This window comes from Paraburkholderia phymatum (assembly GCF_040965635.1).
In the GTDB taxonomy this organism is placed as follows: Bacteria; Pseudomonadota; Gammaproteobacteria; order Burkholderiales; family Burkholderiaceae; genus Paraburkholderia; species Paraburkholderia phymatum_B.
In genome coordinates, this window is the sequence record NZ_JBFRCH010000040.1 from 1 (window position 1) to 23,033 (window position 23,033).

Sequence of the window (23,033 nt, forward strand, 5' to 3'; positions counted from 1 at the left end):
AAAGCCCGCGCAAAGCGCCTGCGGCGCGACCAAATGAACCGGAATGACCATTTTCATTGGTGATTCGGAAAGTTTACGCATGCGCCATCGCAATCAGTCGCGTTTACTCGGCTTGATCAGCATTGCCCTAAGGTAGATGCAGCGTCGGTCGACGCAATGCGATGAAGCGGACGATGCGTCCGCAAATCAGCAAATCAGCGGATCAGAAATCCGGAAATGGCAGCGGCGATTTCTTCCGCATGCGTTTCGAGCGCGAAGTGGCCGGTGTCGAAGAAGCGCACGTGCGCGCCGGGCATGTCGCGCTTGAACGCTTCGGCGCCGGCGGGCTGGAAGAACGGATCGTTCTTGCCCCACACGGCGAGGAACGGCGGCTGATGCGTGCGGAAATACTGCTGGAACGCCGGATACAGCGCGACGTTGCTTCGATAGTCGCCGAACAGGTCCAACTGGACTTCATGTGCGCCGGGACGGCTCATGTAGTAGTCGTCGAGCGAGTAGCCATCGGGCGAAATCGACGCGGTGTCGGGCACGCCATGCGTGTATTGCCAGACGGTCGTCTCTTTGATGAGCAGCACGCGCAGCGCGTCGCGATTCGCTTGCGACGGGTCCTCCCAGTACGCGCGAATCGGATTCCAGCCGTCGCTCAGGCCTTCGACATAGGCGTTGCCGTTCTGCGAAACGATCGCCGTGATCCGCTCGGGGTGCTTGAGCGCGAGACGGAAGCCAGTAGGTGCGCCGTAATCGAAGACGTACACCGCGTAGCGGTCGAAGCCGATCACTTCGGTGAAGCGGTCGATCACATCGGCGATGTTGTCGAAGGTGTACGCGAAAGCGCTGCGCTCGGGCATGTCCGACTGGCCGAACCCCGGCAGATCCGGCGCGACGATATGGAAGCGCTCCGCGAGTAGCGGAATCAGGTCGCGAAACATGTGGCTCGAACTCGGAAAGCCGTGCAGCAGCAACAACTTCGGCGCGCCGGGGCGGCCTGCTTCCCGATAGAACACGTTGAAGCCGTCAACGTCTGCATGGCGATGGGAAATCGTGGGCATGGCGTTCTCTCCGTAAAAGTTGGGGTTTCTACCGACTCCGGACCGAGGTTTTTTTGCCTCGTTTGGTGTAACCGTCGTGTAACCACATAATTGATGTTTTACAGGTTACGAAATGGCGGTGTAACTTGTCAAGGAGATTTTTAGAGGTTACGATGATGTCATCGCCAACACACACGACTGACACGCAAATGGATTACCGCCTCATACCTGCGATGTTCGTGGCCGATGCGCCCGGCCTTGATTTCCTGAACTCGGTTGCGACTCCCGTCGATGAGCCTGTCGACTGGATCAGCGACGGCGAGGCTCTGCTCGGCTGGCTCGAACAGGCGGGCATGGTTCCGGGCGACGTGCTGGCGGCGATGCGCGCGCAGTCGACGCCTGCTGAACTCGACGAGGTCGCCGCAAAGGCGCGCAGTCTGCGCGAGTGGTTCAGGGGATACGTGCAGAAGAGGAAAGGGCGCGCGCTCGCCGTCAAGGACTTGCGCGAACTGGAGCCGCTCAACCAGTTGCTCGCGCGCGACGAACAGCACGGCCAGATCGTCGCGAACGGGCCGGACGAAGGGACGGCCCTGACGTTTCGCATGACGCGCAACTGGCGATCGGCGGAGTCGTTACTGATGCCGATCGCAGAAGCACTCGCAAGGCTCGTCAGCGAAGAGGACTTCACGCACGTGAAAGCGTGCGAAGGACCCAAATGCACGCTGCTCTTCGCCGATCACACGCGCGGCCATGCGCGTCGCTGGTGCAGCATGGCGGTCTGCGGCAATCGCGCGAAGGTGGCGGCGCATCGGGCGCGATTGAAGGAAGCGAAGGGTTAAGGCGCGCGGGTTAAATCCTGCGCGCTGAGGCGCCGTGTGGAAGGCTTCCTCCAAAACGGGCATGGCGCGTGCTGAAGCGTGGTGGCGTCTCACGCGTCTACCTCGATGGGAGCGAACCTATGACGGTCAATATCATTACCCTGCTGAACGAGTTAATCGAAACGTCGAAAGACGGCGAGCGCGGATTCATGAAAGCAGCGGAGGAGGTACAGCAAGCGAGCGTGAACGATGCATTGCTCGAAAGTGCGGAGCTCTGCTCGCGCGACGCGCGCGAACTGCAGGACCTCGTTTTAGAGCTTGGCGGCAGGCCTAAAAGTGACGGCAGCGTCGCGGGTGCGTTGCATCGCGGATGGCTCGGTTTGAAGTCCGCAGTCGGCGGCCGCACCGATCATGCGATCCTGGCCGATTGCGAAAAGGAAGAGGATGCCGCGGAGAAGCGGTTTCACGATGCACTAGAGCAGGATCTGCCTGGTGATGTGAATGTCTTAGTCGAGCGGCTTTATCGGGCCGTAGCGCAGGATCACGATCGCATTCGCGCATTGCGCGATCAATACGCGCCCGCCGAATTCTGAGCGCGCCTGCACATGCAGGGTGATATCCCCGTTCGTATGATGTCGGACGGTTCGTGTTTCTCGTGCGCGTCGTGGCAGGCATCCGGAGGTACACGATATGCGACGAAAACGCTGCGTGAACGGCCAGGAAAACGTCAATCGCCTCGATTGCGCACGAATGGTAGAAACTGCCGGCGATTGGCAGAATTTACCCAGTCCGTGGTAGATGGGCAGCTGCTGGCAAGCGTACCCGTTACTCGAACCCTGAGGAACCGCCGGCCTTCCTGGTGGTGAATGTTTAAAACAGCTTTGGACGGGCGCGGACATGACAACGCGCGAAGCGACAAGGGAGCACCAGGCGGAAACTACCGCTTCGCTCTGGTATGCGTCGACGCCGAATGGACTGAGGAAAATCGTCGATCACGCATGCCGCGTCACTCAAAGCTGTTTATCTTCGTGTAGCTTGCGGCGTCGTACGACCAGCGGAGCCGCGATTCCGGATCGTCAGCGTAATCGCGGCCCGCTTCGCAAAATAATGCCGCGTTCAGCCACGACACCCGATCCAGGTCCCACAGCGGCCAGGAGGCGCTAACGTGCTATCGCCACGAGAACCCATCCTGGTCCGCGCCACTACCCGCACGTTTGGCGTTCGTTGTCCTCCCGGACAGTTGCAGGTCATCACGCTTTGGAAGGTCATCGGTGAGTACGCGTCGCACGTGAAGCGCTGTCGCGCAGTGGCGAAAGGCGGCGCGACCTACGAAGAAATGAGCGTAATTTTCACGTGGGTTCCGGACGATGCGCTGGTCGCCATGGCAAGCCGTCTTGTTGCGCTGCCTTGGGTGCTCGACGTATGGTTCTGCCCTTGATCGAATGAACGAGCGAATGGAATGACGAAAGAAATGATGAAAGGAAGTAGCGATGATCTGGACGGTGACCCTCTCGGGCGCGCATTGGCGGGACGTTGATCCATCTCTCTTCCGCGAGCACCAGACTGTGCCGGATTGGAGCACGGTCGAGTGTGACGAGGTCGATGTATCGGGCGAAATGGTGGAGTTGCGCCGGGGCGAGCTCAAGCTGCTGGTGCCATGCGGAGCAATCCTGGCGGCCATCAAGGCTTGACATCGCGGCAAGCCATCAGTGCGCTTGCGCTGATCATTACGGATACCTCGCGACCTTCGCCATGCTGTACGCAGCGTAGTTTCGCGTGGATTTGAACGTCCCGCTCGCTGCCTTTTCACAGCCAGTTAGCGATCCGGGGTCGTCGCGCGCGTCGTCGATCTGTCCACTTCACGTGTCAGCGCGCGCAGCGGCTCGGCAATCGTAACGGCGTATGGCCTTGTGCCGTTCATCGCGCGCAGCGCCGCAGGCAGCGCTTCAATCTGAGTTTTGCAATAGACGCGAGCCTGATCGAGCGGCACCGGCGGCCGGATGCGCTGCCCCGCTGTGATGACGGGTGTGAGCAGCGCCATGCCATCCTGTTGATCAGTTGCGAGGGTGAGCACGTCGTGCAGCAGGTGGCCGCTCCCATCGACGTATCGATAGACCTGCTTTCGGCCCGGCCACGTGGCTTTGTGCTCCGAGCGTTTGCGACGTGCCCGACCGGCATATTCCTGCAGCTTGTAGACGCAGTCCAGGTACGGTGCATCTGCTGATGTGCCCACATGCGTGCCGACGCCATAACCATCGATGGGTGTGCCTTGCCGTTGCAGTGCTTCCAACCGGTATTCATCCAGGTTTCCGCTTGCAAATATCTGCGTCTGCCGCAGCCCGCCCGCGTCGAGAATGGCACGCACGCGCCGCGCGTGTTCCCCAAGGTCGCCACTATCGATCCGTACCGCGCGGATTTCGATCCCATCGATCCTGAGCCGGTGAGCAAGCGCGACAACCTTTCTCGCAGCGGCTTCCGTGTCGTATGTGTCGACCAGCAGGGTGTTGTTTGCCTGGGCACGGGCAAATGCCTCGAACGCATCCAGTTCATCGTCATGCACCTGAATGAACGAATGCGCCATGGTGCCGAACAACGGGATGCCGAACCAGGCGTTCGCCGGCACCGTTGCAGTGCCGGCAAATCCTGCCAGATAGCTGGCGCGCGCCGAGAGCAAGGCCGCTTCTGCTCCATGCGCCCGCCGCAGGCCGAAATCGATCACGGGCTTGTTCGCCGCAGCCTGCACACAACGGGCAGCCTTGCTGGCAACGAGCGTCTGGTAATGAATCAGATTGAGCAACCGGCTCTCCACGAGCTGAGCCTCGCGCAGCGGCGCAGCAATCTGAAGCAACGGCTCGTTCGGGAAGCAGACTGTACCTTCGGACATGGCCAGGACGTCACCACTGAAGTGCAGATCGGCAAGCGATTCGATGAATGCCGGCGTAAATCGCCCGCTTCGATGCAGCCAGTCGCGTTCATCGTCGCGCAGACGCAGCGCGGTCAGATACTCAATGGCCTGTTCCAGCCCCGCTGCGACGAGAAAATTGCGCTGCGGCGGTAGCGTCCGGACGAACAGTTCGAACACTGCAAGCCCGTTCATGCCACGCTCGAAATAAGCCTGCAGCATGGTGAGTTCGTACAGATCGGTTAGCAGCGCACCGTCACAGGACGGCACGCCGGCTGTGTCATTGATCGGCATACGTTCCTCCTGATGCTCCGTGCAAGGGTCCTTGTCGCTCACGTTCGGTTCGTGACGATCGGGCGGTTCGCCATTGTTCCCCGATCTTCGCCGGCGCTTGTCGCTAACGCTCGAGTACATGGGTGCCAGGCGCCGCACAGCATCGGCTCGGCGGCCAACGGCGGACGCGCGGTCCCCTCGCCGGGGTGCTCGATGAGCCAATATTGCCAGCACGGCCACCACGCGTCGTCGTGGAAGGCAGCCTGCGCGAGCCGCTCGGCTGGAGCCCGATACGGGGCATTCTGCCTGCGTGGATGTTGCCGGGGCGCCGTCGCCCCGCCTACTGAACCACCGGCGGCGTCTCGAACGTGTGATAAAGCGCGGGCGTAGGAACGCTCCATTCAAGCCCGGCGGCACCGTCCCACGGTTTTGCGTCTGCCCGCTTCAGGTCACCGCCTCCGCGATACACGGGCAACGCGACCGCGAACAGAAAATAGACCTGCGACAGGCCGAAGATAAATGCGCCGATTGTCGAAACCTGATTCCAGTCCGTGAATTGCGCCGGATAGTCGGCATACCGTCGCGGCATGCCGGCGAGCCCGAGGAAATGCATCGGAAAGAATGTCAGGTTGAACGCAATCATCGTGAGCCAGAAATGGATCTTGCCGCGCGTTTCGTTGTACATCCACCCGGTCCATTTCGGCGACCAGTAGTACCAGCCCGCGAACAGTGCGAACAGCGACCCCGCCACCAGCACGTAGTGGAAATGAGCCACGATGAAATACGTGCCGTGGTACTGGATGTCGAGGGGAGCCATCGCCAGCATCAGACCCGTAAAGCCGCCCATCGTGAATACGAAAATGAAACCGATGGCGAACAGCATCGGCGTTTCGTAGGTAATCGAGCCGCGCCACATGGTGGCCGTCCAGTTGAACACCTTCACGCCCGTGGGCACCGCGATCAGCATGGTCGCGTACATGAAAAAGAGCTGTCCCGTCACGGACATGCCGATGGTGAACATATGGTGGGCCCAGACGAGAAACGACAGGATCGCGATGGCCGCGCCCGCATACACCATCGAGCTGTAGCCGAACAGCGGCTTGCGCGAGAAAGCTGGAATGACGTGCGAGATGATCCCGAACGCCGGCAGGATCATGATGTACACCTCGGGGTGGCCAAAGAACCAGAAGATGTGGATATAGATCACCGGGTCGCCGCCGCCCGCCGGGTTGAAGAACGATGTCCCGAAATGGCGATCGAACAGCAGCATCGTGACGTCGCCCGCGAGCACGGGCATCACCGCGATCAGCAGATAGGCCGTGATCAGCCACATCCACGCGAACAGCGGCAGCTTCATGATGATCATGCCGGGCGCACGCAGATTGAGGATCGTCACGATGATGTTGATCGCGCCCATGATCGACGAGGCGCCCATGATGTGCACGGCGAAAATGGTCAGGTCCATGGCCGGGCCCTGCTGGACGGACAGCGGCGCGTACATGGTCCAGCCGGCCGCCATTGCGCCGCCCGGCGCGAGGAATGATCCGGCCAGCAGCAGCGCGCCCGCGACCAGAAGCCAGAAGCTGAAGTTGTTGAGGCGCGCAAACGCCATGTCGGATGCGCTGATCTGCAGCGGCAGCAACCAGTTTGCGAACCCCACGAATGCCGGCATGATCGCGCCAAAAATCATGACGAGACCATGAAGCCCAGTGAGCTGGTTGAAAAACTCGGGTCGCATGATCTGCAGCCCGGGTTCGAATAGCTCTGAACGTATGAGCAATGCGAATACGCCGCCAATGAGGAACATCAGAAACGAGAACGTCAGGTACAACGTGCCGATGTCCTTGTGGTTGGTCGTCAGGAGCCAGCGCAGCACGCCCTCGGGCGGGCCGGCATGTTCGTGAGTGGGATGAGCAGGTGTCGCGCGATTCATTGACACGCACTCCGCGAGATGGACCAATGCTTCGCACGTGCATGCGATGTGCCTCGCGGCGATGCTGTGAAGTGCGTGCGTGAGGCCGTCGCATCTTGCCGTTTCCGTTGGAATGGTTATTGCGCGCTGGCGATTGCAGGTCGCGTCGCGCGGAGTGATTCCGCGCGTGCGCAGCAAGGAAGCAGAGGTGTGGTGACAGATGTATACAGACTGGCGCAGCGCGCATGGCTCCGGTGGTGGCTCCGGCGACGGCTGGCATGGTGAATGTCAATGGCGCTTGAGGCGCAACTGTGCGCTTTCGCCCCGGCAATCCGTGGCCGCCATTGGTGTGCTGATCGGGCTGGTGGTCGCGACCGCGTTGTTCTTCGGCATTTTTTTGCGCCTGTGGCTGGTGCTCCCGTTCGCTGCGCTTTGCGCCGCAGCGATAGTGTCATCGTTCGTCTGCTACGCGCGCCATGCCACCGATGGCGAGACGGTGACGCTCGATTCGCTGACGCTCGTGGTCGAAGCGGATGATGGCGCGACTCATCGCGTGTACCGGATGCGCCCGGGATGGCTGCGCGTGATCGTGGATAGCGGCCATGGCACCGATGTCTCGGTGTATCTGTGCGAGAGAAATCGGCGCATCGAGATAGGCCGGGAAATCAGTGCGGTTTCCCGTCTGGAATTCGCGACCCAGTTGCGGCTCGAACTTGCGAGGGGCGCGTCTGAGGGGTAGTCGTCGGCGCGAGCGCATGTCGCCGCGTTCGTGCAGCGTATCGCATATGACGTCCCGCCCGCGATTGCTCATACATGACGAAGCGGAAATGTAGACATCCCGGTTCCAAGTGGCTGAGACCAGACGCTTGGGCAAGAACCGCATTCTTCCGGGAACGTCTACGCGCAGTGATGTCTTTCTTCTTTCGAGGACGACACGGTGCTAGCCTTGTTAATGAATCAGGACCGGTCATGTACGGATTCGACGCACGAATTCGACGCGGCGAATCCCGGGAGGGACAGCCATGCTGCGCATGAGCAAGCTAGCCGACTATGCCACCGTGATCATGATCACGATGGCACGCGACCCGGACGCCGTGAAAAGTGCCGGCAGCCTCGCCGAGGCCACGCGCATCCCGGCCCCGACCGTGTCGAAAGTGATGAAGATGCTCGTGCGCGGTGGTGTGCTTCTGTCGATGCGAGGCGTCAGCGGGGGCTATCAGCTCGCGCTGCCACCGCAGCGAATCACGCTGTCCGATGTGATCGCCGTCGTCGACGGTCCGTTCGGCATGACCGAGTGCAGCGCATTGCCGGGGCTATGCACGCAGGAGGCGGTATGCGGCGCACGCGCCAACTGGCAGAAGGTCAACCGGCTGATACTCGAAGCGCTGCGCCAGGTGTCGCTCGCCGATATGGCGGGTCCGGCGCTCAGCGAAGTCGATATCAGCGCGATTCGCGCGCGCAGCCTGTTGCCGCCAGGGCAGACGGGAATCGATGCGCGCCAGCGGTTTCAGTCTCGTCGCACCGGACCGTCATCCGGCCCCAGCAACGATGAAGGAGGGCATGCATGAGTTCGACCACGTCCAGAATCGATGATCTGATCCGGCGCGAATACAAGCATGGGTTCGTGACGGATGTGCTGTCCGATACATTGCCACGCGGCGTGTCCGAGGACGTCATCCGGCTGATTTCAGAAAAGAAGAACGAGCCCGATTTCATGCTCGAATGGCGGCTCGCGGCCTATCGGCACTGGCTGACGATGAGCGAACCGCACTGGGCCACCGTCGAGCACCCGCCGATCAATTATCAGGACATTGCTTATTATTCGGCGCCCGTTGCACCGAAGGATCGCCCGAAGAGCCTGGATGAGGTCGATCCGGAGTTGCTTCGCACCTACGAGAAACTGGGTGTGCCGCTGAAGGAACGCGAGATTCTCGCGGGTGTCGCGGTGGATGCCGTGTTCGACAGCGTGTCGGTCGCCACGACATTTCGCGAGAAGCTCGGCGCGCTCGGCATCGTGTTCTGTTCGTTCTCGGAGGCGGTGCAGACACATCCTGAACTCGTGCAGCAATATCTCGGCTCGGTGGTGCCGCACACCGATAACTTCTTCGCCGCGCTGAACTCCGCCGTGTTCAGTGACGGATCGTTTTGCTACATCCCGCCGGGCGTGCATTGCCCGGTCGAACTCTCGACGTATTTCCGCATCAACGCGCAGAACACGGGGCAGTTCGAGCGGACGCTGATCATCGCGGACAAAGGGGCATACGTCAGTTACCTGGAAGGGTGTACGGCGCCGATGCGCGACGAAAACCAGCTGCACGCGGCCGTGGTGGAGCTGGTCGCGCTGGAGGGTGCGCAGATCCGCTATTCGACGGTGCAGAACTGGTATCCGGGCGATGCGCACGGGCGTGGTGGGATCTACAACTTCGTGACCAAGCGCGGCGACTGCCGCGAAGCGGACTCAAAGATTTCGTGGACGCAAGTCGAAACGGGCTCAGCGATTACGTGGAAATACCCGAGCGTCATTTTGCAAGGCGACAACGCGGTCGGCGAATTCTATTCGGTGGCGCTCACCAACAACTATCAGCAGGCCGACACGGGAACGAAGATGACTCATCTGGGCCGCAACACGCGCAGCACGATTTTGTCGAAGGGCATTTCCGCGGGCCACGGCAGTAACGCCTATCGCGGGCTCGTGAAAGTCGCCCGTTCGGCGGAGGACGCGCGCAATTACACGCAGTGCGATTCGCTGCTGCTTGGCGATCGATGCAGTGCGCTCACGTTTCCGTATATCGAGGTGAAGAACCCGACTGCGAAGGTCGAACACGAGGCTTCGACGTCGCGCATCGGCGAAGACCAGCTCTTCTACTGCCGACAGCGCGGCCTGTCGGAGGAGGATGCGGTGTCGATGATCGTCAATGGCTTTTGCAAGGAAGTATTCAAGGAACTGCCGATGGAGTTCGCGGTGGAAGCACAAAAGCTGCTTGGCGTGAGTCTGGAAGGCAGTATCGGCTGACGGGGCAACGATCATGCTTGAAATCAGCAATCTGAGCGTTGAAGTAGAAGGCAAGCCAATTTTGCGCGGAGTGGATCTGCGCGTGAGGGCGGGCGAGGTGCACGCGATCATGGGCCCGAACGGTTCGGGCAAGAGCACGCTTGCGCACGTGCTGGCGGGCCATGCGCATTACTGCGTGACGGGCGGCAGCGTGCAGTACGCGGGCCAGGACCTGCTCGCGCTTGCGCCAGAAGATCGCGCACGGGCAGGGCTTTTCCTCGCGTTTCAGTACCCGGTCGAAATACCGGGCGTGAGCAACGTGTACCTGCTGAAGGCAGCGTTGAATGAACAGCGCAAGCACCGCGGCGAGTCCGAAATGGACGCTATGGAATTCCTGCAAGCGGTCAAGGAGAAGATGTCGCTCATGCAGATGGACGAGAGCCTGCTGTATCGCGCGGTCAACGAAGGATTTTCGGGGGGTGAGAAGAAGCGCAACGAGATCCTGCAGATGGCGGTACTGGAGCCGCGCCTCGCGATTCTCGACGAGACCGATTCGGGCCTCGATATCGACGCGTTGCAGGTGGTGGCGCGGGGCGTCAACCAGATGCGCAGCGCGGACCGCGCAATCGTGCTGGTGACGCATTATCAGCGTCTGCTCGAGTACGTCGTGCCCGATTATGTGCACGTGCTTTCGCATGGGCGCATTGCCAGATCCGGGACGCGCGAGCTGGCACTTGAACTGGAACGCAAGGGTTACGGCTGGCTCGATGCGGATGCACCGGCCGAGCCGCATTCCGGACCGCCTGACGCGCACTGACGCGAGGCGGTCAAACGTGATATCGCGAGGAGCAGACGTCAAATGAGTGAGACGACGCTCGAGTACCTCCGCCAAGCATTCGAGACCCTGTCGAGGACGCTGCCGGGCGCGGAACTCCGCTGGTTGCGCAGCGCACGGCGCCATGCGTTCGAGCAGTTCGAGGGGCTTGGCTTTCCCACGACGCAACTCGAAGACTGGAAGTACACGAATGTGGCTACCATCGCGAAGCGGCCGTGGCATTTCGCTTCGCCTCACAGTGATCACCTGGATGTTGCCGGCATCGTCGACGATCTCGTGCCCGACAAGGAGGTAGGCCGGCTCGTGTTCGTCAACGGCCGCCATATGCCGAGACTGTCGCGCATGCCGGCGTTGCCGGAGGGTGCATTCGTCGGCAGTCTGACACGCGCGATCCGCGAGGTGCCGGAGCGGCTTCGGGAAGTCATCGAGCAGCAGTCACCGCATGATGGCTTTGCAGCTTTGAATACCGCGTTGCTGAGCGACGGATATGTGCTCCTGCTGCCACCGGATTGTACGATCGAGACGCCGCTCGTCATGCTTTTCCTGACCGACGAAGCCGGCCTTGCGATGCATCCGTTCAACGCGATACTGGCGGACGCGCGCTCGCGCTGCTCGGTCGTCGAGCAGTTCGTAGGCATCGCAGACGATGCGTATCTCCTCAACACGGTAACGAAGATAGTGGCCGGCGAGGAGGCGAACGTCCAGCATTGCCGCGTCCAGCACGAAGCGCGCAGCGCCTTTCACATCGCGCGCGTCGACGTCGCGCAGCAGCGTGCGAGCCGCTTTACGTCGCATTCGTTCGCGCTTGGTGGCGCGCTGTCACGCACGGAGATCGACACGGCGCTCCGGGCTGTCGATGCCTACGCCGAACTGAATGGGCTGTATTTCGTGGGCGCGCGGCAGCATGTCGATCATCACACGCGCATCGATCACGAGAAGCCGGATGGCACGAGCCGCGAATATTATCGTGGGGTGCTCGATGGCGCATCGCATGGCGTATTCAACGGGAACGTAATCGTGCGCAAGGACGCGCAGCGGACCGACACGCATCAGGCGAACTATAACCTCCTGCTATCGCGCGACGCGCAAATCGACACGAAGCCGCAACTGGAGATTCACGCCGACGACGTGAAATGCACGCATGGCGCAACCGTCGGTCAGCTCGACGAGAATCAGCTGTTCTATCTGCGCTCACGCGGCATCGACGAACGCATTGCGCGGGCGTTGCTCGTATGGGGGTTTGCGCGCGATAGCGTTGAGCGGGTGAATATCGGCGCAGTGCGCAGCAGACTGAAGAAACTGCTGCTGGCGCGTGTGCCGGAAGGCGAGCAGATGCGGGAGCTGATATGAAGCCGTTCGAACCCGTGTGCGTCCCGGACTCAGATACGGTTGCGCGCTGGCGAAGCGACTTTCCGATTCTGCGCGAACGTGTGCGCGGCGCGCCGCTGGTCTATCTCGACAATGGGGCGACAACGCAGAAGCCTTCGGTCGTGATCGATGCGGAACGCGCCTATTACGAGCACATGAACGCCAACGTGCATCGCGGCGTGCATCACCTGTCGCAGTGCGCCACCGACGCCTACGAAGCCGCGCGTGCGCGGATTGCCCGCTTCGTCAATGCGGCGAGAGCAGAGGAAATCGTGTACGTCCGCGGTACGACGGAGGCGATCAACCTCGTCGCGCAAAGCTACCTGCGTCCGCTGGCAAAGCCGGGTGACGAGATCCTCATCAGCGCGATGGAGCATCACTCGAACATCGTGCCGTGGCAACTGCTGTGCGAGCAGACGGGCGCGGTGCTGAAGGTCGTGCCGATCGACGACAGCGGCGCGCTCGATGTCGATGCCTACGCGCGGATGCTTGGCGAACGCACGCGCATGGTGTCGATCGCGCATGTGTCGAATGCGCTAGGCACCATCAACCCCGTTGCGCGGTTGATCGAAATTGCACATGCGCACGGCGTGCCGGTGCTGGTCGACGGTGCGCAAGCGATCGCACACCTGCCCGTCGACGTGCGGGCGCTCGATTGCGATTTCTACGCGTTCTCAGGGCACAAGGTGTATGGGCCGACGGGAATCGGCGCGCTATACGCGCACGCGGACAAGCTGGAAGCGATGCCGCCGTGGCAAGGCGGTGGCGACATGATTCGCTCGGTGACGTTCGAGAAGACCGATTACAACGCCATTCCATGGAAATTCGAGGCGGGCACGCCGAACATCTGCGGTGCGATCGCACTCGCGGTGGCGCTCGACTACGTGAGCGCAATCGGCGCGGATGCGATCAGCGCACACGAGGCCGATCTGCTCGCGTATGCGACGGATGCAATGAGCGCTGTCCCGCATCTGCGGCTGATCGGCACCGCGCACGAAAAGGCGGCCATTGTGTCGTTCGTGCTTGACCAGATACACGCGCACGACGTCGGCACGATCCTCGATCATCAGGGCGTCGCGGTGCGCGCGGGCCATCATTGCGCGATGCCCGTCATGCAACGCTATGGCGTACCGGCAACCGTGCGCGCTTCGTTCGCGCTATACAACACGCGGGCCGACGTCGATGCGCTGATCGACGGCATAGCGCATGTGCATGAGGTGTTTGGGCAATGAACAGTTTGCGCGATCTCTATCAGGAAGTCGTTTTCGACCACTACCGACGGCCGAGAAACTGTCATGCGCTGGCCGATGCGAATCACCGGGCGGAAGGGTACAACCCGCTGTGCGGAGATCGCATCACGCTGTATCTGTGCATCGAAGACGGTGTCGTGAAGGACGCGGCATTCGAGGGGACAGGCTGCGCGATCGCGATCGCGTCGGCTTCGCTGATGACGGAGTCGCTCAAGGGCCGCAGCGAGCAGGAAGTCGAGGCGCTCTTCGGGTCGTTCCACGACATGGTGACGACGCCGGCTGACACGTCCGCTGAAAACGAGGCAGCGCTCGGCAAGCTCGTGGCGCTTTCGGGCGTACGCGAGTTTCCGGCGCGCATAAAGTGCGCGACGCTCGCATGGCATACGCTGCACGCGGCTTTGCATGATGCGCACGGCACGATATCGACGGAATGATGCAACGAGGCGAAAGGACATGACTGGGTTCGAGTGGTTCAAACGAGCAGACGCGCTGGAGTCTGGCGACGGCGATCTGCGCTTGCGCGTGATCGAAGCGTTGCGTACGGTGTTCGACCCGGAGATTCCCGTCAACATCTATGATCTCGGTCTGGTGTATGACCTGAACGTGGACGGCGAAGCAGGCGACGTGGCGATACGCATGACGCTGACTGCGCCGGGTTGTCCCGTCGCGCAGACGTTTCCCGCGACGGTCGAGGACGCCGTCTATTCCGTGACGGGCGTGAACAGCGTACGGGTGGAACTGGTGTGGGAACCGCCGTGGACGAAAGAGCGGATGTCCGAGACGGCACGTTTGCAGTTGGGGATGCTTTGACATGTCGGACTGGGTCGACGTCGTGGCAATGAGCGATTTCCCGCCGGGTTCGGTGCGCAGTGTCGACGTGGACGGCGCACAGGTGGCGGTGTTCAACCTGGATGGCACCTGTTACGCGATCGAGGATGTCTGCACGCACGACGGCGGCATTCTGACGGGCGGTGCGGTTGAGGGCGACGCGGTCGTGTGTCCGAGGCATGGCGCGCGTTTTTGCATCAGGACGGGCCGGGTACTCGCACCGCCGGCCTATGAAGACGTGGCCGTATTTCCTGTGCGCGTCGAGGCCGGCATCGTGCAGGTGCGCGACGCACGGTGGGATGAGCGTGGCTTCTGAGCCGGCCATGGATTGCTGGCGGGAGCGTGATCAACTTGCAGTGATTGCGCGATCCCGCCGATCAGATCGGCAAGCGAAAGCTCGTGCAAAAGGGGCATTGCCCTGTGATGAGATCTGCTCGCTTCGCCATTTGCGCGACGCTGGCCATCACTGCCCTGTGTAGCGGCGTTTCGAATGGCAAAGCCACCGGGCCGTATGGGAACGGGTCAGGCCGCCGCATACCTCTGGCCACTGGAAGCAGCGTGCAGGTCACGCCCGCTGCAAAAGGTCCCTTCTTCGACATCACGAAGTTTGGTGCGATTTCGAATGGCCCCGCGCTCGCCAATCAGACTGCGATCAATAACGCCATTGCGACGGCCGCTCGCGTCGGAGGGACGGTCGTCATTCCCGCGGGTGTGTTCAAGACCTACACGGTCCATCTGGCCAGCAACGTCGGGTTGCACTTCGCATCGGAGCGTTCCGTTTTGCGCGCGGCCGTGCCGGGGACGGGAGCAGGCGAGGATGGCGGCTTCTATGACGCGCCCGAGCCGAATCCTTATGTCGGGCTTCAGGACGAAGGCCACAGTCACTGGGCGAACAGCCTGATTGTCGGCGACAACGTAAAGCACATCATGATTTCCGGGCCGGGACTGATCGACGGCAGCTATCCCGGACCAGGCGGCAAGACCGTGAAGGTCCTGACGAGCGCGGATTCTGCGGAAGTGACTGAGCGCACCGCTGCGGGCAAACCCGGTGGCGCCAACAAGGCTATCGCGCTGAAGAACGCTACGGACGTCATCTTCCGCGACTTCAAGATCAAATACGGCGGTCATTTCGGCATTCTCGGAACAGGCGTCAGGAATTGGACCATCGACGGCATTCTTGTCGACAGCGATCGGGATGGTATCGACATCGACGCATCGCAGGACGTCACTATCAGAAATTCGACGTTCAACACCATCAATGACGACGCGATCGTGCTCAAAGGCACGTTTGCGCTGGGCAGATATGCGCCGACAAGTAACGTGCTGATCGAACACTGCGCGGTAAGCGGCTATGACACGGGCTCGGTGCTGGATGGGGTTCACAGCGCCCAGCAGTTGGGACCGGGTGACGGGCCAACGGGTCGAATCAAGCTGGGCACGGAAAGTACAACCGGGTTCGATACGGTGACTGTCCGTCATGTCACATTCGATCGTTCAAGAGGTCTCGCGCTGGAGTCGGTCGATGGAGCAGCGCTGAAGAACGTCGTATTCACGGACGTGACAATGAAGCATGTTGCGGGTGCGCCGATATTCATCGTACTCGGCGATCGTGGCCGTGGTCCTGTCACCGGGGACAGCGCCGATGAATCATTAGCGCCTGCCGACACGGTGCGCCTCGACGATCGCAATTGGGTTCTGCCGAATAGACCTTCTTACGGAACCTATCCAGCCGCTCGCTACATCCCGTCATACAATCGCGACCAGATTGTTTCCGTTGGAGGCGGAAGCAATTTCGCGGTTGTGAATCAGACCGCTCCAACGCGATTGAACGCTGCATCGGTTCGACCTCTTGATCCTCTGTATGCCAATGCGGTCGGCGCGCCGTTCGCAACTTTGGAGAACGTCGAGATCAGTAACGTCAAGATCAGCGATTCGGACCCACGCTATCCGATCATCATCGCTGGTCTGGTCGATCATCCCGTCCGCAACCTGAGCATCAGGAACCTGAGTGTCGAATTCAGGGGCGGGCTGAAGATGCAGGACGCCGTCGAGCAGCGGCAAATCAGCCAGCCGCGCGAATACACCGCCTACCAGGCCGAGCCCGACACCGGCTCGGTCATCTGGATGGTGAACGGCTCGTCAGCGGATCACAATGAAGCGTTGCTGCCGCGAATCAGTTGGGACCCCAAGGCGAACGACGGGAATGGCGCCTGGGTGGACGATCCGTACAACATCCCCGAGGCGCCCCGTGAATATCCAGAGCCCAGCATGTTCGGCATTCTTCCCGCCTATGGCCTTTACGCTCGTCACGTGCACGGCTTGGAGATGCGCAACGTCAAACTCTCTTATGGCGTCGAAGACGAACGGCCACCTGTCGTACTGGATGACGTCCATCACAGTAGCTTTATCGGATTCGCGGCAATGGCAAAACTGGGAACGCCAGAGTTCGTCATGGTCTCCAATGCGAGAAAGCGCGAAGCGCAGAGCGAGTTTGTCCCGAACTTCCCGTATCGCATGACGACGGTGCGCAATGTGTTCACGCCGCCGGGGACAGCGAAGCAGGCTGTCACCATTCTGCGCCCCGCGCCGGGCACACCGCCGGACCGCTTGTATGGCTATCCGACCGTGCCGAGCGCCGCGCATCCGTACGCCTATGCGATTCCCAATGCGTCGTATCGTCTGCCGTCGACGGTGCATCCGGGTTTGAATCCGTAAAGGCATACGGTGCGACTTCGATCTTCATTTGCCTGGCATTGGCAGCTGCGAGCATTCGTCAAAGTCCCGAAGCCGTATGCGACCCGGCAATCAGCTCGATTTGCCAGGCAATCCAGGCCCTCGCAGCGAACATCCCTTTGTCTCGATGACGAAGTACAGCGCAATCGCTCCCGCCACGCATGCGCCCATCATGTAGTACGCGGGGAAGAGTGCACCGCCCGTCTTTTCCACGAGCCAGTCGCTGATGATCGGCGCTGTTCCGCCAAAGAGCGTCGCCGAAATGTTGTACGCGATCGCCATGCCGGCGTAGCGAACATGCGTCGGGAACATCGCGGGGAACATGGCGGAAATCGTGGCGAGCTGCGGCACGTACAGCAGGCCCAAAACCGTGAACCCGATCAGCGCGCCAACGAGGCCGTGCGTCATCAGCGAAAACATCGGCACAGCCGCGACGCACAGCCCGACAAGCGAGAACCACCACATCGTCTTGCGGCCCCAGCGATCCGACATCCAGCCCGCGAGCGGCAGGAACACCATCATCGAGAGCATGCCGATCAGCGGAATCAGCAGCGACATGGTTTCGCTCACATGCATCTGCTGGTGCATGTAGGTCGGCATGTACGCAAGCAGCACGTAGTTGACGACATTGAGCGCGGCGGCGAGGCCGCCCAGCAGGATCAATTGCTTGCCGTAGTGTCGAAAGAGTTCTTTCAGCGAGACGGCAGGCTGATGCTTCACCTCGATCTCTTGCGCTGCTTCCTTGAACACGGGCGTTTCTTCGAGACGCGAACGCAGATAACAACCGATAAGGCCCAGCGGCGCCGCGACGAGAAAGGGCAGGCGCCAGCCCCATGCGTGCATCGCGTTGTCGCCGAGCAGCATCGAAAAGCCGAGCATCAGCAGCGCGCCGAGCGAGAAGCCCGACAATGTCGCGAATTCGAGGAAGCTGCCGCAGAAGCCACGGCGGTTGTCGGGCGCGTACTCCGCCATGAACGTCGCCGCGCCGCCGTATTCGCCGCCCGTGGAGAAGCCCTGGATCATCCGGAGTGCGATGAGCGCGGCAGGCGCCAGCCATCCTACGGAAGCGTAGGTGGGCAGCACGCCGACCAGTAGCGTTGCGCCCGACATCAGCAGCACGGTCAGCGCAAGTACGCGCTTGCGTCCGAGCCTGTCGCCGAGCGGTCCCCAGAACAGGCCGCCGAGCGGGCGGATCAGGAACGAAACGGCAAAGGTGCCGAGCGCGAACAGCGTCGCGCTTGCCGCGTTGCCCGGAAACAAAGCCGCTGAGATATAGGCGAGCCCATACGCATAGATACCGTAGTCGAACCACTCGGTTGCGTTGCCGAGCGCGGCGGCCGTAATGGCCCGCGTCAACTGGTGCGAGGAGATGACGCGGCTTTCGCCGTGGAGAGCCTCGTCGTCGACGGATGGCGCGATGCGAGCGGGGGACCACGATTCTGCGTAACTCATTGGTTTCCTCAATAAGGTTAGATTCGTCGGGTTCCTAAAGTACCGTCGACCGATACATACGCCGATGTCATAGGACGATGTTCGCATCGGGATTTCACCAGGTCGGCAGAGAAAAGAAACGCAGGGATGTCCCCGCTCTTTATGCTTCGGTAAAAGATCCGCACGAACGCCGCGGCCCCCGCAGAAGTTACGCCTGCTTCGATTCGAGGTAGTGACGCAGCCGCGCGAAGCTCATCGAAAGATGAGTCCGATGCAGATACCCAACCGATTCGAGGTCACCGATTTCCATCGCCTTCAGCACATCTTCGATTTCCTGGCGAAATATGTGGGCCTCGTTCTTCAGCCGGTCCGCTTCTAGCGTCTTTATCCAGATTCGTATCGCGAGAAAGAACAGCCGCTGAGCGGTTTCCTTCAAAGGACGGTTTCCGATCATCGACGTCAGCTCGAGCGAGTAATCGAGGTTGAGCCTCGCGAACTCGCTCATCGTGGGCGCGGCAGCGAGGCGCTTTCCGCGCGCGGCCAACGCTCTCATCCGCTCGAGATCTTCCTCACTGCGTGCGATGGGCGCGAGCCGCCCCATCAACGACGCGAGTTCGAGTCTGAACTGATAGACCTCTTTCAGCGTATCGTCGTCGAAGTCGGTGACGAACGTGCCCACCCCGTGCTGGCTCTCGACCAGTCCTTCGGCTTCGAGACGGCTCAGCACCCGACGCATGGGCGTGCGGCTGACGCCGAACTGCTGCGCGAGTTCATCCTCGAATAAAAGCGCGCCCGGCTGATATTCGAGCAGGCAGATTTTTTCGCGGATCGCGCTGTAGATCCGCTCGAAGCGCTCACGGGAACTGCTTCCTTTGCTATTGCTGTTCTTTGGCAATTAAGTCTCGCAACGATTCATTTGAACAAGATGCAGCCGCACGCGATCATGAGCCCGAGAGGACCGCGCGCAGGAACTGCTTTGTCCGGTCGTGCCTGGGGTCGCCGAATATCTGTTCGGGCGGTCCCTGTTCGGCAATGCGGCCTCCATGGAAGAAGCACACGCGATCGGAAAACTCACGGGCAAAGCCCATCTGGTGCGTGACCATCAGCATCGTCAGATCGTGTTCGCTGCCGAGCTGCCGGATCACGCCCAGCACTTCGCCGACCAGTTCAGGGTCCAACGCGGAAGTGACCTCGTCGAAAAGCATGACTTTCGGCCGCATCGCGAGCGCGCGCGCGATCGCCACGCGCTGTTGCTGACCACCCGACAGCTGCGCAGGGTAATGGCCGAGCTTGTTGCCGAGGCCGACCAGTTCGAGCAGGGCAGTTGCGCGTTCCTCTGCCTCCTGTGCGCTCAGGCCCAGGACGCTCATCGGCGCCTGCATGCAGTTGCGCAATGCGTTCAGGTGCGGGAACAGGTTGAAGTGCTGGAAAACCATGCCGATCTTACTACGCATGCGCCGCAGGTGACGTCCATCGGCGGCCACCAGCGAGCCGTTGCGATGCATATGTGTGAGCGGCTCCGAGTCGATCCAGATCGAGCCGGAGTCGACCCGTTCGAGCGTCATCAACGTGCGAAGCACCGTCGTCTTGCCCGATCCCGATGGGCCGATGATGCTGACCTTCTCGTTCGGCCGGATGCTCAGGTCCAGGTTGTCGAGCACGGTATGCGAGCCAAAACGCTTGGACACACGATCGAAACGCAACATCGAATCCTGCGTGTTTTGCGACATCATTTTTCTCCCCGGCATGAGCGCAGCCATGCCTCGACGTGTCGTACGCCCGATGCGGCGATCAGGCTGAATACCAGAAATAGCGCGCCCACGAGTGTCACGGGCTCGACGTAACGGAAGTTCGTGGAGCCGATGACGCGGGCCGTCTGCATGAGTTCGATCACGGAGATCGCCGAAAGCAGCGGCGTATCCTTGAACAGCGCGATCAGATAGTTGCCCAGCGCGGGCACGACGGGTGGAATGGCCTGCGGAATGATGATCTTGCGCATCGTGTCGGCGGGACTGAAATTCAATGCGATGCAAGCCTCCCACTGTCCGCGCGGGATCGCGCCAAGACCCGCGCGGTACACCTCCGAGCAGTAGGTCGCGTAGTGCAGGCCGAGCGCCATCACGCCGGCCGGAAAGGCGTCGATCACAATACCTAGCTTCGGCAGGCCGAAGTAGATGAACATGATCTGGATGAGCAGCGGCGTGCTTCGTATCGCTTCGACGAGCATCGAGACGGGCACGGCAACGGCGGGGGCCGGGACCATCCGGAGGATCGCGAACGCGAGGCCGAGCACGGCCGCAACGGCGAAGCTGACGACAGTGGCTTCCACCGTGATGATCGAGGCTTGCCCGAGCATCGGCAGGATCTGCAAAGCGTAGTGCCAATCGAATACGGTCACGATTTTCTCCTCATGCCCTGCGACGCGCGGCCCTCCAGCGTACGGAAGCCGATGGTGATCAGCACCGCGATGACCAGATAGATCAGCAGCACCAGCGTGAAGATCGGCACGGTCTTGAAGGTGAACTGATTGAGCTGCTGGGCCCTGAACGTCAGATCCGCGACGGTGATCATCGACACCAGCGAAGTCGATTTCAGCAGTTCGATGAACAGGTTGCCCCACGGCGGAATCATCGCGACAACCGCCTGAGGAATGATCACGCGGCGCATCGCGGTCGCGAAGCTCATGTTCAGCGCAATGGTCGCTTCCCACTGTCCGCGGGCGACGGCCTGCAGCGCGCCGCGCACGACTTCCGCGCCGTATGCGCCGATGTTCAGGCCGAGCGCGATGATGCTCGCCGGCACCGGCTGCAACTCGACGCCGAAATGCGGCAGCACGAAGAAAAGCCAGAACAGCTGAACGAGTGCGGACGTGCCGCGAAATACCTCGATATAGCCGATGGCCAGCCATCGCAACGGCAGTGGGGCGTACATCTTCATCAACGCCGCGATGAGCGCCATTGGCACGGCGACACACGCGGCGCCCGCTGTGATCTGCATCGTCATCACGGTCGCCTTGAGCAACGCGGGAACAAATTGCCTGAGTTGAGGCTGCGTGGCGATGCAGCCCAACAGCAGTGCTGTCGCCGCAACGCCGCACACTGCCCGGGTCTTGCTGATCCTCATTCCAGTCGTCTCCTGATCCTGTTGCCGCTTCGGCGCACGAGCGATGCGTCGCGGCGAGTATGTCACCTCAAAATTCCCGGCACAACGTTGTTGTGTACATCTTCAGCCGGAGCGCGGATGCTTCTGCGGTAGATGTATACACCAGTCGATATTGGAAGTGTGCATCAGCTAGGTAAATCCCTTATGAGACGGCATAAAACAGGCCTCAGATGGGAATGATGTACACATCATCACGAAATTTTTATTGCCGGTACTTGAAAGCCCGATTTTCTTCATCGATACTTGTGTACAACTAGCGTGATGCAACAACGAATGGAGACAACTGTGCAGCAAGCCATTTTTGAAGCGGCCGAATACGATGCACGCCTGCGCAACGTGCGCGAGGCAATGACGGCACGCGAGATCGATCTGTGTCTCGTGAGCAGCCCGGAGAACATCTTCTATCTGACCGGGCTCGATCACTGGGGCTACTTCGCGCCTCATCTTCTGATCGTGCCGCTCACGGGCGAACTGACGCTGGTCACGCGAGCAATGGAAGGCGTCACGATCCGCAACCATGTGCGCAATGCACGCTTCATCGGGCACAGCGACAGTGAGTCGATCGCGGACAAGGCGCTCGCTTGCATCGCCGAACACAGCGCGCGGCGCATCGGTCTCGAATGCTGGTCGGCGGGCCTGCCGGATGGCCTCGGGCAGGCGCTGCGCGGCGGCATGCGTCACGCGACGTGCGTGGATTTCTCGTGGGTCATCGATGACATCCGGCTCGTCAAGAGCGACGCCGAGCTGATCTATATGCGTTCAGCCGCGCGCGTTTCCGACGCGATGATGAGCGCGGCGATCGACGCGATCCGCGAAGGCGTCCCCGAAAGGCATGTGGCTGCGCGTTGCAGCGCCGCGATGATCGAGGCGGGCGGCACCTATCCCGGCTTCGGTCCGTTCATCCGACCCGGCAGCCGCCTCGGCGAAGAGCACACGACATGGGGCAATGGCGGGCTCGTCCACGGCGATACCGTTTTTCTGGAAATGTCCGGCTGCGTGAATCGTTATCACGCACCGATGGGCCGCCTCGTTCATATCGGCGCCGTGCCGCATCCGGCACGAACGATGGCAGCCGTTTGTCAGGACGCGTTCGCCGCCGTCGTCGAAGCATTGCGTCCCGGCGCACTCGCGCGAGACGTCTACGCCGCGTGGCAACGCGTCGCCGATCGCGCGGGGCTCGAACACTACCGGCGCCATCACTGCGGCTATCTGGTCGGCATCGGATGCGCGCCAAGCTGGACGGGCGGCAACCGCGTCGTCGGCTTGCGGCATGACAGCGAGCGCGTGATCGAGCAGGGGATGACCTTCCACATCCTGTCGTGGCTGATGGGAACGGGCAAAGGCGATTACTTCATGTCGAACACGGTGCTGCTGTCCTCGGCGGGCGCGGAGGTGCTGTCCAACGTGCCGGCGGACCCCGTTGCCCGCTAAACGGCAAGTCTCCATCCGTCTCCATCGCAACCAATCGCAACCGCCTTCCGGCAGATCGCCCGAACGCCAA

Annotated in this window: 23 protein-coding genes; 15 read left to right on the forward strand and 8 right to left on the reverse strand. The window is 61.3% G+C overall.

Annotated elements, in window-relative coordinates:
* Positions 1 to 194 precede the first annotated feature (194 nt).
* On the reverse strand, positions 195 to 1,049 hold the full coding sequence (locus tag AB4Y32_RS34970) for an alpha/beta fold hydrolase (RefSeq protein ID WP_368725669.1): 855 nt from the start codon (positions 1,047 to 1,049) through the stop codon (positions 195 to 197).
* 188 nt (positions 1,050 to 1,237) lie between these two features.
* On the opposite strand from AB4Y32_RS34970, the gene AB4Y32_RS34975 reads away from it, so the two are divergent.
* The 4 genes from AB4Y32_RS34975 (at position 1,238) to AB4Y32_RS34990 (ending at position 3,537) form a co-directional block, all read left to right on the forward strand.
* A complete protein-coding gene (locus AB4Y32_RS34975) occupies positions 1,238 to 1,867 on the forward strand; it encodes a CGNR zinc finger domain-containing protein (RefSeq protein WP_368725670.1) in 630 nt (209 codons plus the stop codon).
* A 119-nt stretch (positions 1,868 to 1,986) separates the two neighbouring features.
* Positions 1,987 to 2,439, forward strand: a complete 453-nt coding sequence (locus AB4Y32_RS34980; protein WP_368725723.1) for a PA2169 family four-helix-bundle protein — start codon at positions 1,987 to 1,989, stop codon at positions 2,437 to 2,439.
* A gap of 572 nt (positions 2,440 to 3,011) precedes the next feature.
* Entirely contained in the window at positions 3,012 to 3,284 is a 273-nt protein-coding gene (locus AB4Y32_RS34985) for a hypothetical protein (RefSeq protein WP_368725671.1), read from the forward strand.
* A gap of 52 nt (positions 3,285 to 3,336) precedes the next feature.
* Entirely contained in the window at positions 3,337 to 3,537 is a 201-nt protein-coding gene (locus tag AB4Y32_RS34990; protein ID WP_368725672.1) for a hypothetical protein, read from the forward strand.
* Between the two features lie 125 nt (positions 3,538 to 3,662).
* Here the strand turns inward: AB4Y32_RS34990 and AB4Y32_RS34995 are convergent, their stop codons facing one another.
* A complete protein-coding gene (locus AB4Y32_RS34995; RefSeq protein WP_368725673.1) occupies positions 3,663 to 5,042 on the reverse strand; it encodes a nicotinate phosphoribosyltransferase in 1,380 nt (459 codons plus the stop codon).
* A 319-nt stretch (positions 5,043 to 5,361) separates the two neighbouring features.
* Positions 5,362 to 6,954, reverse strand: a complete 1,593-nt coding sequence (gene ctaD / locus AB4Y32_RS35000) for a cytochrome c oxidase subunit I (protein WP_368725674.1) — start codon at positions 6,952 to 6,954, stop codon at positions 5,362 to 5,364.
* Between the two features lie 199 nt (positions 6,955 to 7,153).
* Here ctaD and AB4Y32_RS35005 point away from each other — a divergent pair, with 199 nt between their 5' ends.
* From AB4Y32_RS35005 to AB4Y32_RS35050, 10 genes are all read left to right on the forward strand, one after another.
* Positions 7,154 to 7,672 (forward strand): DUF2244 domain-containing protein, encoded by a 519-nt coding sequence (locus AB4Y32_RS35005; protein ID WP_368725675.1) that lies wholly within the window; start codon positions 7,154 to 7,156, stop codon positions 7,670 to 7,672.
* Between the two features lie 283 nt (positions 7,673 to 7,955).
* Complete coding sequence (locus AB4Y32_RS35010; RefSeq protein WP_368725676.1) at positions 7,956 to 8,501, forward strand: SUF system Fe-S cluster assembly regulator; 546 nt, start codon at positions 7,956 to 7,958, stop codon at positions 8,499 to 8,501.
* Positions 8,498 to 9,946: a Fe-S cluster assembly protein SufB gene (gene sufB / locus AB4Y32_RS35015; RefSeq protein ID WP_368725677.1), complete on the forward strand. Its 1,449-nt coding sequence runs from the start codon at positions 8,498 to 8,500 to the stop codon at positions 9,944 to 9,946. The genes AB4Y32_RS35010 and sufB overlap by 4 nt, the downstream gene beginning before the upstream one ends.
* Positions 9,947 to 9,959: 13 nt before the next feature.
* Complete coding sequence (sufC, locus tag AB4Y32_RS35020; RefSeq protein ID WP_368725678.1) at positions 9,960 to 10,742, forward strand: Fe-S cluster assembly ATPase SufC; 783 nt, start codon at positions 9,960 to 9,962, stop codon at positions 10,740 to 10,742.
* Between the two features lie 42 nt (positions 10,743 to 10,784).
* A complete protein-coding gene (gene sufD, locus AB4Y32_RS35025; RefSeq protein ID WP_368725679.1) occupies positions 10,785 to 12,110 on the forward strand; it encodes a Fe-S cluster assembly protein SufD in 1,326 nt (441 codons plus the stop codon).
* Entirely contained in the window at positions 12,107 to 13,360 is a 1,254-nt protein-coding gene (locus AB4Y32_RS35030; protein WP_368725680.1) for a SufS family cysteine desulfurase, read from the forward strand. The genes sufD and AB4Y32_RS35030 overlap by 4 nt, the downstream gene beginning before the upstream one ends.
* Positions 13,357 to 13,812 carry a Fe-S cluster assembly sulfur transfer protein SufU gene (gene sufU / locus AB4Y32_RS35035; protein ID WP_368725681.1) on the forward strand — a complete coding sequence of 152 codons (456 nt, stop codon included), beginning with the start codon at positions 13,357 to 13,359 and terminating at the stop codon, positions 13,810 to 13,812. Before AB4Y32_RS35030 ends, sufU begins: the two co-directional genes overlap by 4 nt.
* Before the next feature lie 19 nt (positions 13,813 to 13,831).
* Positions 13,832 to 14,188, forward strand: coding sequence for an SUF system Fe-S cluster assembly protein (locus tag AB4Y32_RS35040; protein ID WP_368725682.1), 357 nt, complete (start codon positions 13,832 to 13,834; stop codon positions 14,186 to 14,188).
* 1 nt (position 14,189) lies between these two features.
* Entirely contained in the window at positions 14,190 to 14,522 is a 333-nt protein-coding gene (locus AB4Y32_RS35045) for a non-heme iron oxygenase ferredoxin subunit (RefSeq protein WP_368725683.1), read from the forward strand.
* Between the two features lie 242 nt (positions 14,523 to 14,764).
* The gene (locus AB4Y32_RS35050; RefSeq protein ID WP_368725684.1) at positions 14,765 to 16,921 is read left to right on the forward strand and encodes a glycoside hydrolase family 28 protein; all 2,157 of its coding nucleotides are present in this window, start codon (positions 14,765 to 14,767) and stop codon (positions 16,919 to 16,921) included.
* Between the two features lie 90 nt (positions 16,922 to 17,011).
* Here AB4Y32_RS35050 and AB4Y32_RS35055 read toward each other — a convergent pair whose 3' ends face one another.
* From AB4Y32_RS35055 to ehuC, 5 genes are all read right to left on the reverse strand, one after another.
* Complete coding sequence (locus AB4Y32_RS35055) at positions 17,012 to 18,391, reverse strand: MFS transporter (protein ID WP_368725685.1); 1,380 nt, start codon at positions 18,389 to 18,391, stop codon at positions 17,012 to 17,014.
* A gap of 187 nt (positions 18,392 to 18,578) precedes the next feature.
* Positions 18,579 to 19,265: a GntR family transcriptional regulator gene (locus AB4Y32_RS35060; protein ID WP_368725686.1), complete on the reverse strand. Its 687-nt coding sequence runs from the start codon at positions 19,263 to 19,265 to the stop codon at positions 18,579 to 18,581.
* 46 nt (positions 19,266 to 19,311) lie between these two features.
* Positions 19,312 to 20,076: an ectoine/hydroxyectoine ABC transporter ATP-binding protein EhuA gene (gene ehuA, locus AB4Y32_RS35065; RefSeq protein ID WP_368725687.1), complete on the reverse strand. Its 765-nt coding sequence runs from the start codon at positions 20,074 to 20,076 to the stop codon at positions 19,312 to 19,314.
* A 23-nt stretch (positions 20,077 to 20,099) separates the two neighbouring features.
* Positions 20,100 to 20,771: an ectoine/hydroxyectoine ABC transporter permease subunit EhuD gene (gene ehuD, locus AB4Y32_RS35070; RefSeq protein WP_368725724.1), complete on the reverse strand. Its 672-nt coding sequence runs from the start codon at positions 20,769 to 20,771 to the stop codon at positions 20,100 to 20,102.
* Positions 20,765 to 21,493 (reverse strand): ectoine/hydroxyectoine ABC transporter permease subunit EhuC, encoded by a 729-nt coding sequence (gene ehuC, locus AB4Y32_RS35075; protein ID WP_368725688.1) that lies wholly within the window; start codon positions 21,491 to 21,493, stop codon positions 20,765 to 20,767. The genes ehuD and ehuC overlap by 7 nt, the downstream gene beginning before the upstream one ends.
* A gap of 324 nt (positions 21,494 to 21,817) precedes the next feature.
* Here ehuC and AB4Y32_RS35080 point away from each other — a divergent pair, with 324 nt between their 5' ends.
* Complete coding sequence (locus tag AB4Y32_RS35080; protein WP_368725689.1) at positions 21,818 to 22,963, forward strand: M24 family metallopeptidase; 1,146 nt, start codon at positions 21,818 to 21,820, stop codon at positions 22,961 to 22,963.
* Positions 22,964 to 23,033 lie beyond the last annotated feature (70 nt).

Excerpts from the sequence above, each read along its gene's own strand:
- AB4Y32_RS34970 (WP_368725669.1), bottom strand. The coding sequence starts at position 1,049 with ATGCCCACGATTTCCCATCGCCATGCAGACGTTGACGGCTTCAACGTG.
- AB4Y32_RS34975 (WP_368725670.1), top strand. The coding sequence starts at position 1,238 with ATGGATTACCGCCTCATACCTGCGATGTTCGTGGCCGATGCGCCCGGC.
- AB4Y32_RS34980 (WP_368725723.1), top strand. The coding sequence starts at position 1,987 with ATGACGGTCAATATCATTACCCTGCTGAACGAGTTAATCGAAACGTCG.
- AB4Y32_RS34990 (WP_368725672.1), top strand. The coding sequence starts at position 3,337 with ATGATCTGGACGGTGACCCTCTCGGGCGCGCATTGGCGGGACGTTGAT.
- AB4Y32_RS34995 (WP_368725673.1), bottom strand. The coding sequence starts at position 5,042 with ATGCCGATCAATGACACAGCCGGCGTGCCGTCCTGTGACGGTGCGCTG.
- ctaD (WP_368725674.1), bottom strand. The coding sequence starts at position 6,954 with ATGAATCGCGCGACACCTGCTCATCCCACTCACGAACATGCCGGCCCG.
- AB4Y32_RS35005 (WP_368725675.1), top strand. The coding sequence starts at position 7,154 with ATGTATACAGACTGGCGCAGCGCGCATGGCTCCGGTGGTGGCTCCGGC.
- AB4Y32_RS35010 (WP_368725676.1), top strand. The coding sequence starts at position 7,956 with ATGCTGCGCATGAGCAAGCTAGCCGACTATGCCACCGTGATCATGATC.
- sufB (WP_368725677.1), top strand. The coding sequence starts at position 8,498 with ATGAGTTCGACCACGTCCAGAATCGATGATCTGATCCGGCGCGAATAC.
- sufC (WP_368725678.1), top strand. The coding sequence starts at position 9,960 with ATGCTTGAAATCAGCAATCTGAGCGTTGAAGTAGAAGGCAAGCCAATT.
- sufD (WP_368725679.1), top strand. The coding sequence starts at position 10,785 with ATGAGTGAGACGACGCTCGAGTACCTCCGCCAAGCATTCGAGACCCTG.
- AB4Y32_RS35030 (WP_368725680.1), top strand. The coding sequence starts at position 12,107 with ATGAAGCCGTTCGAACCCGTGTGCGTCCCGGACTCAGATACGGTTGCG.
- sufU (WP_368725681.1), top strand. The coding sequence starts at position 13,357 with ATGAACAGTTTGCGCGATCTCTATCAGGAAGTCGTTTTCGACCACTAC.
- AB4Y32_RS35040 (WP_368725682.1), top strand. The coding sequence starts at position 13,832 with ATGACTGGGTTCGAGTGGTTCAAACGAGCAGACGCGCTGGAGTCTGGC.
- AB4Y32_RS35045 (WP_368725683.1), top strand. The coding sequence starts at position 14,190 with ATGTCGGACTGGGTCGACGTCGTGGCAATGAGCGATTTCCCGCCGGGT.
- AB4Y32_RS35055 (WP_368725685.1), bottom strand. The coding sequence starts at position 18,391 with ATGAGTTACGCAGAATCGTGGTCCCCCGCTCGCATCGCGCCATCCGTC.
- ehuA (WP_368725687.1), bottom strand. The coding sequence starts at position 20,076 with ATGTTGCGTTTCGATCGTGTGTCCAAGCGTTTTGGCTCGCATACCGTG.
- ehuC (WP_368725688.1), bottom strand. The coding sequence starts at position 21,493 with ATGAGGATCAGCAAGACCCGGGCAGTGTGCGGCGTTGCGGCGACAGCA.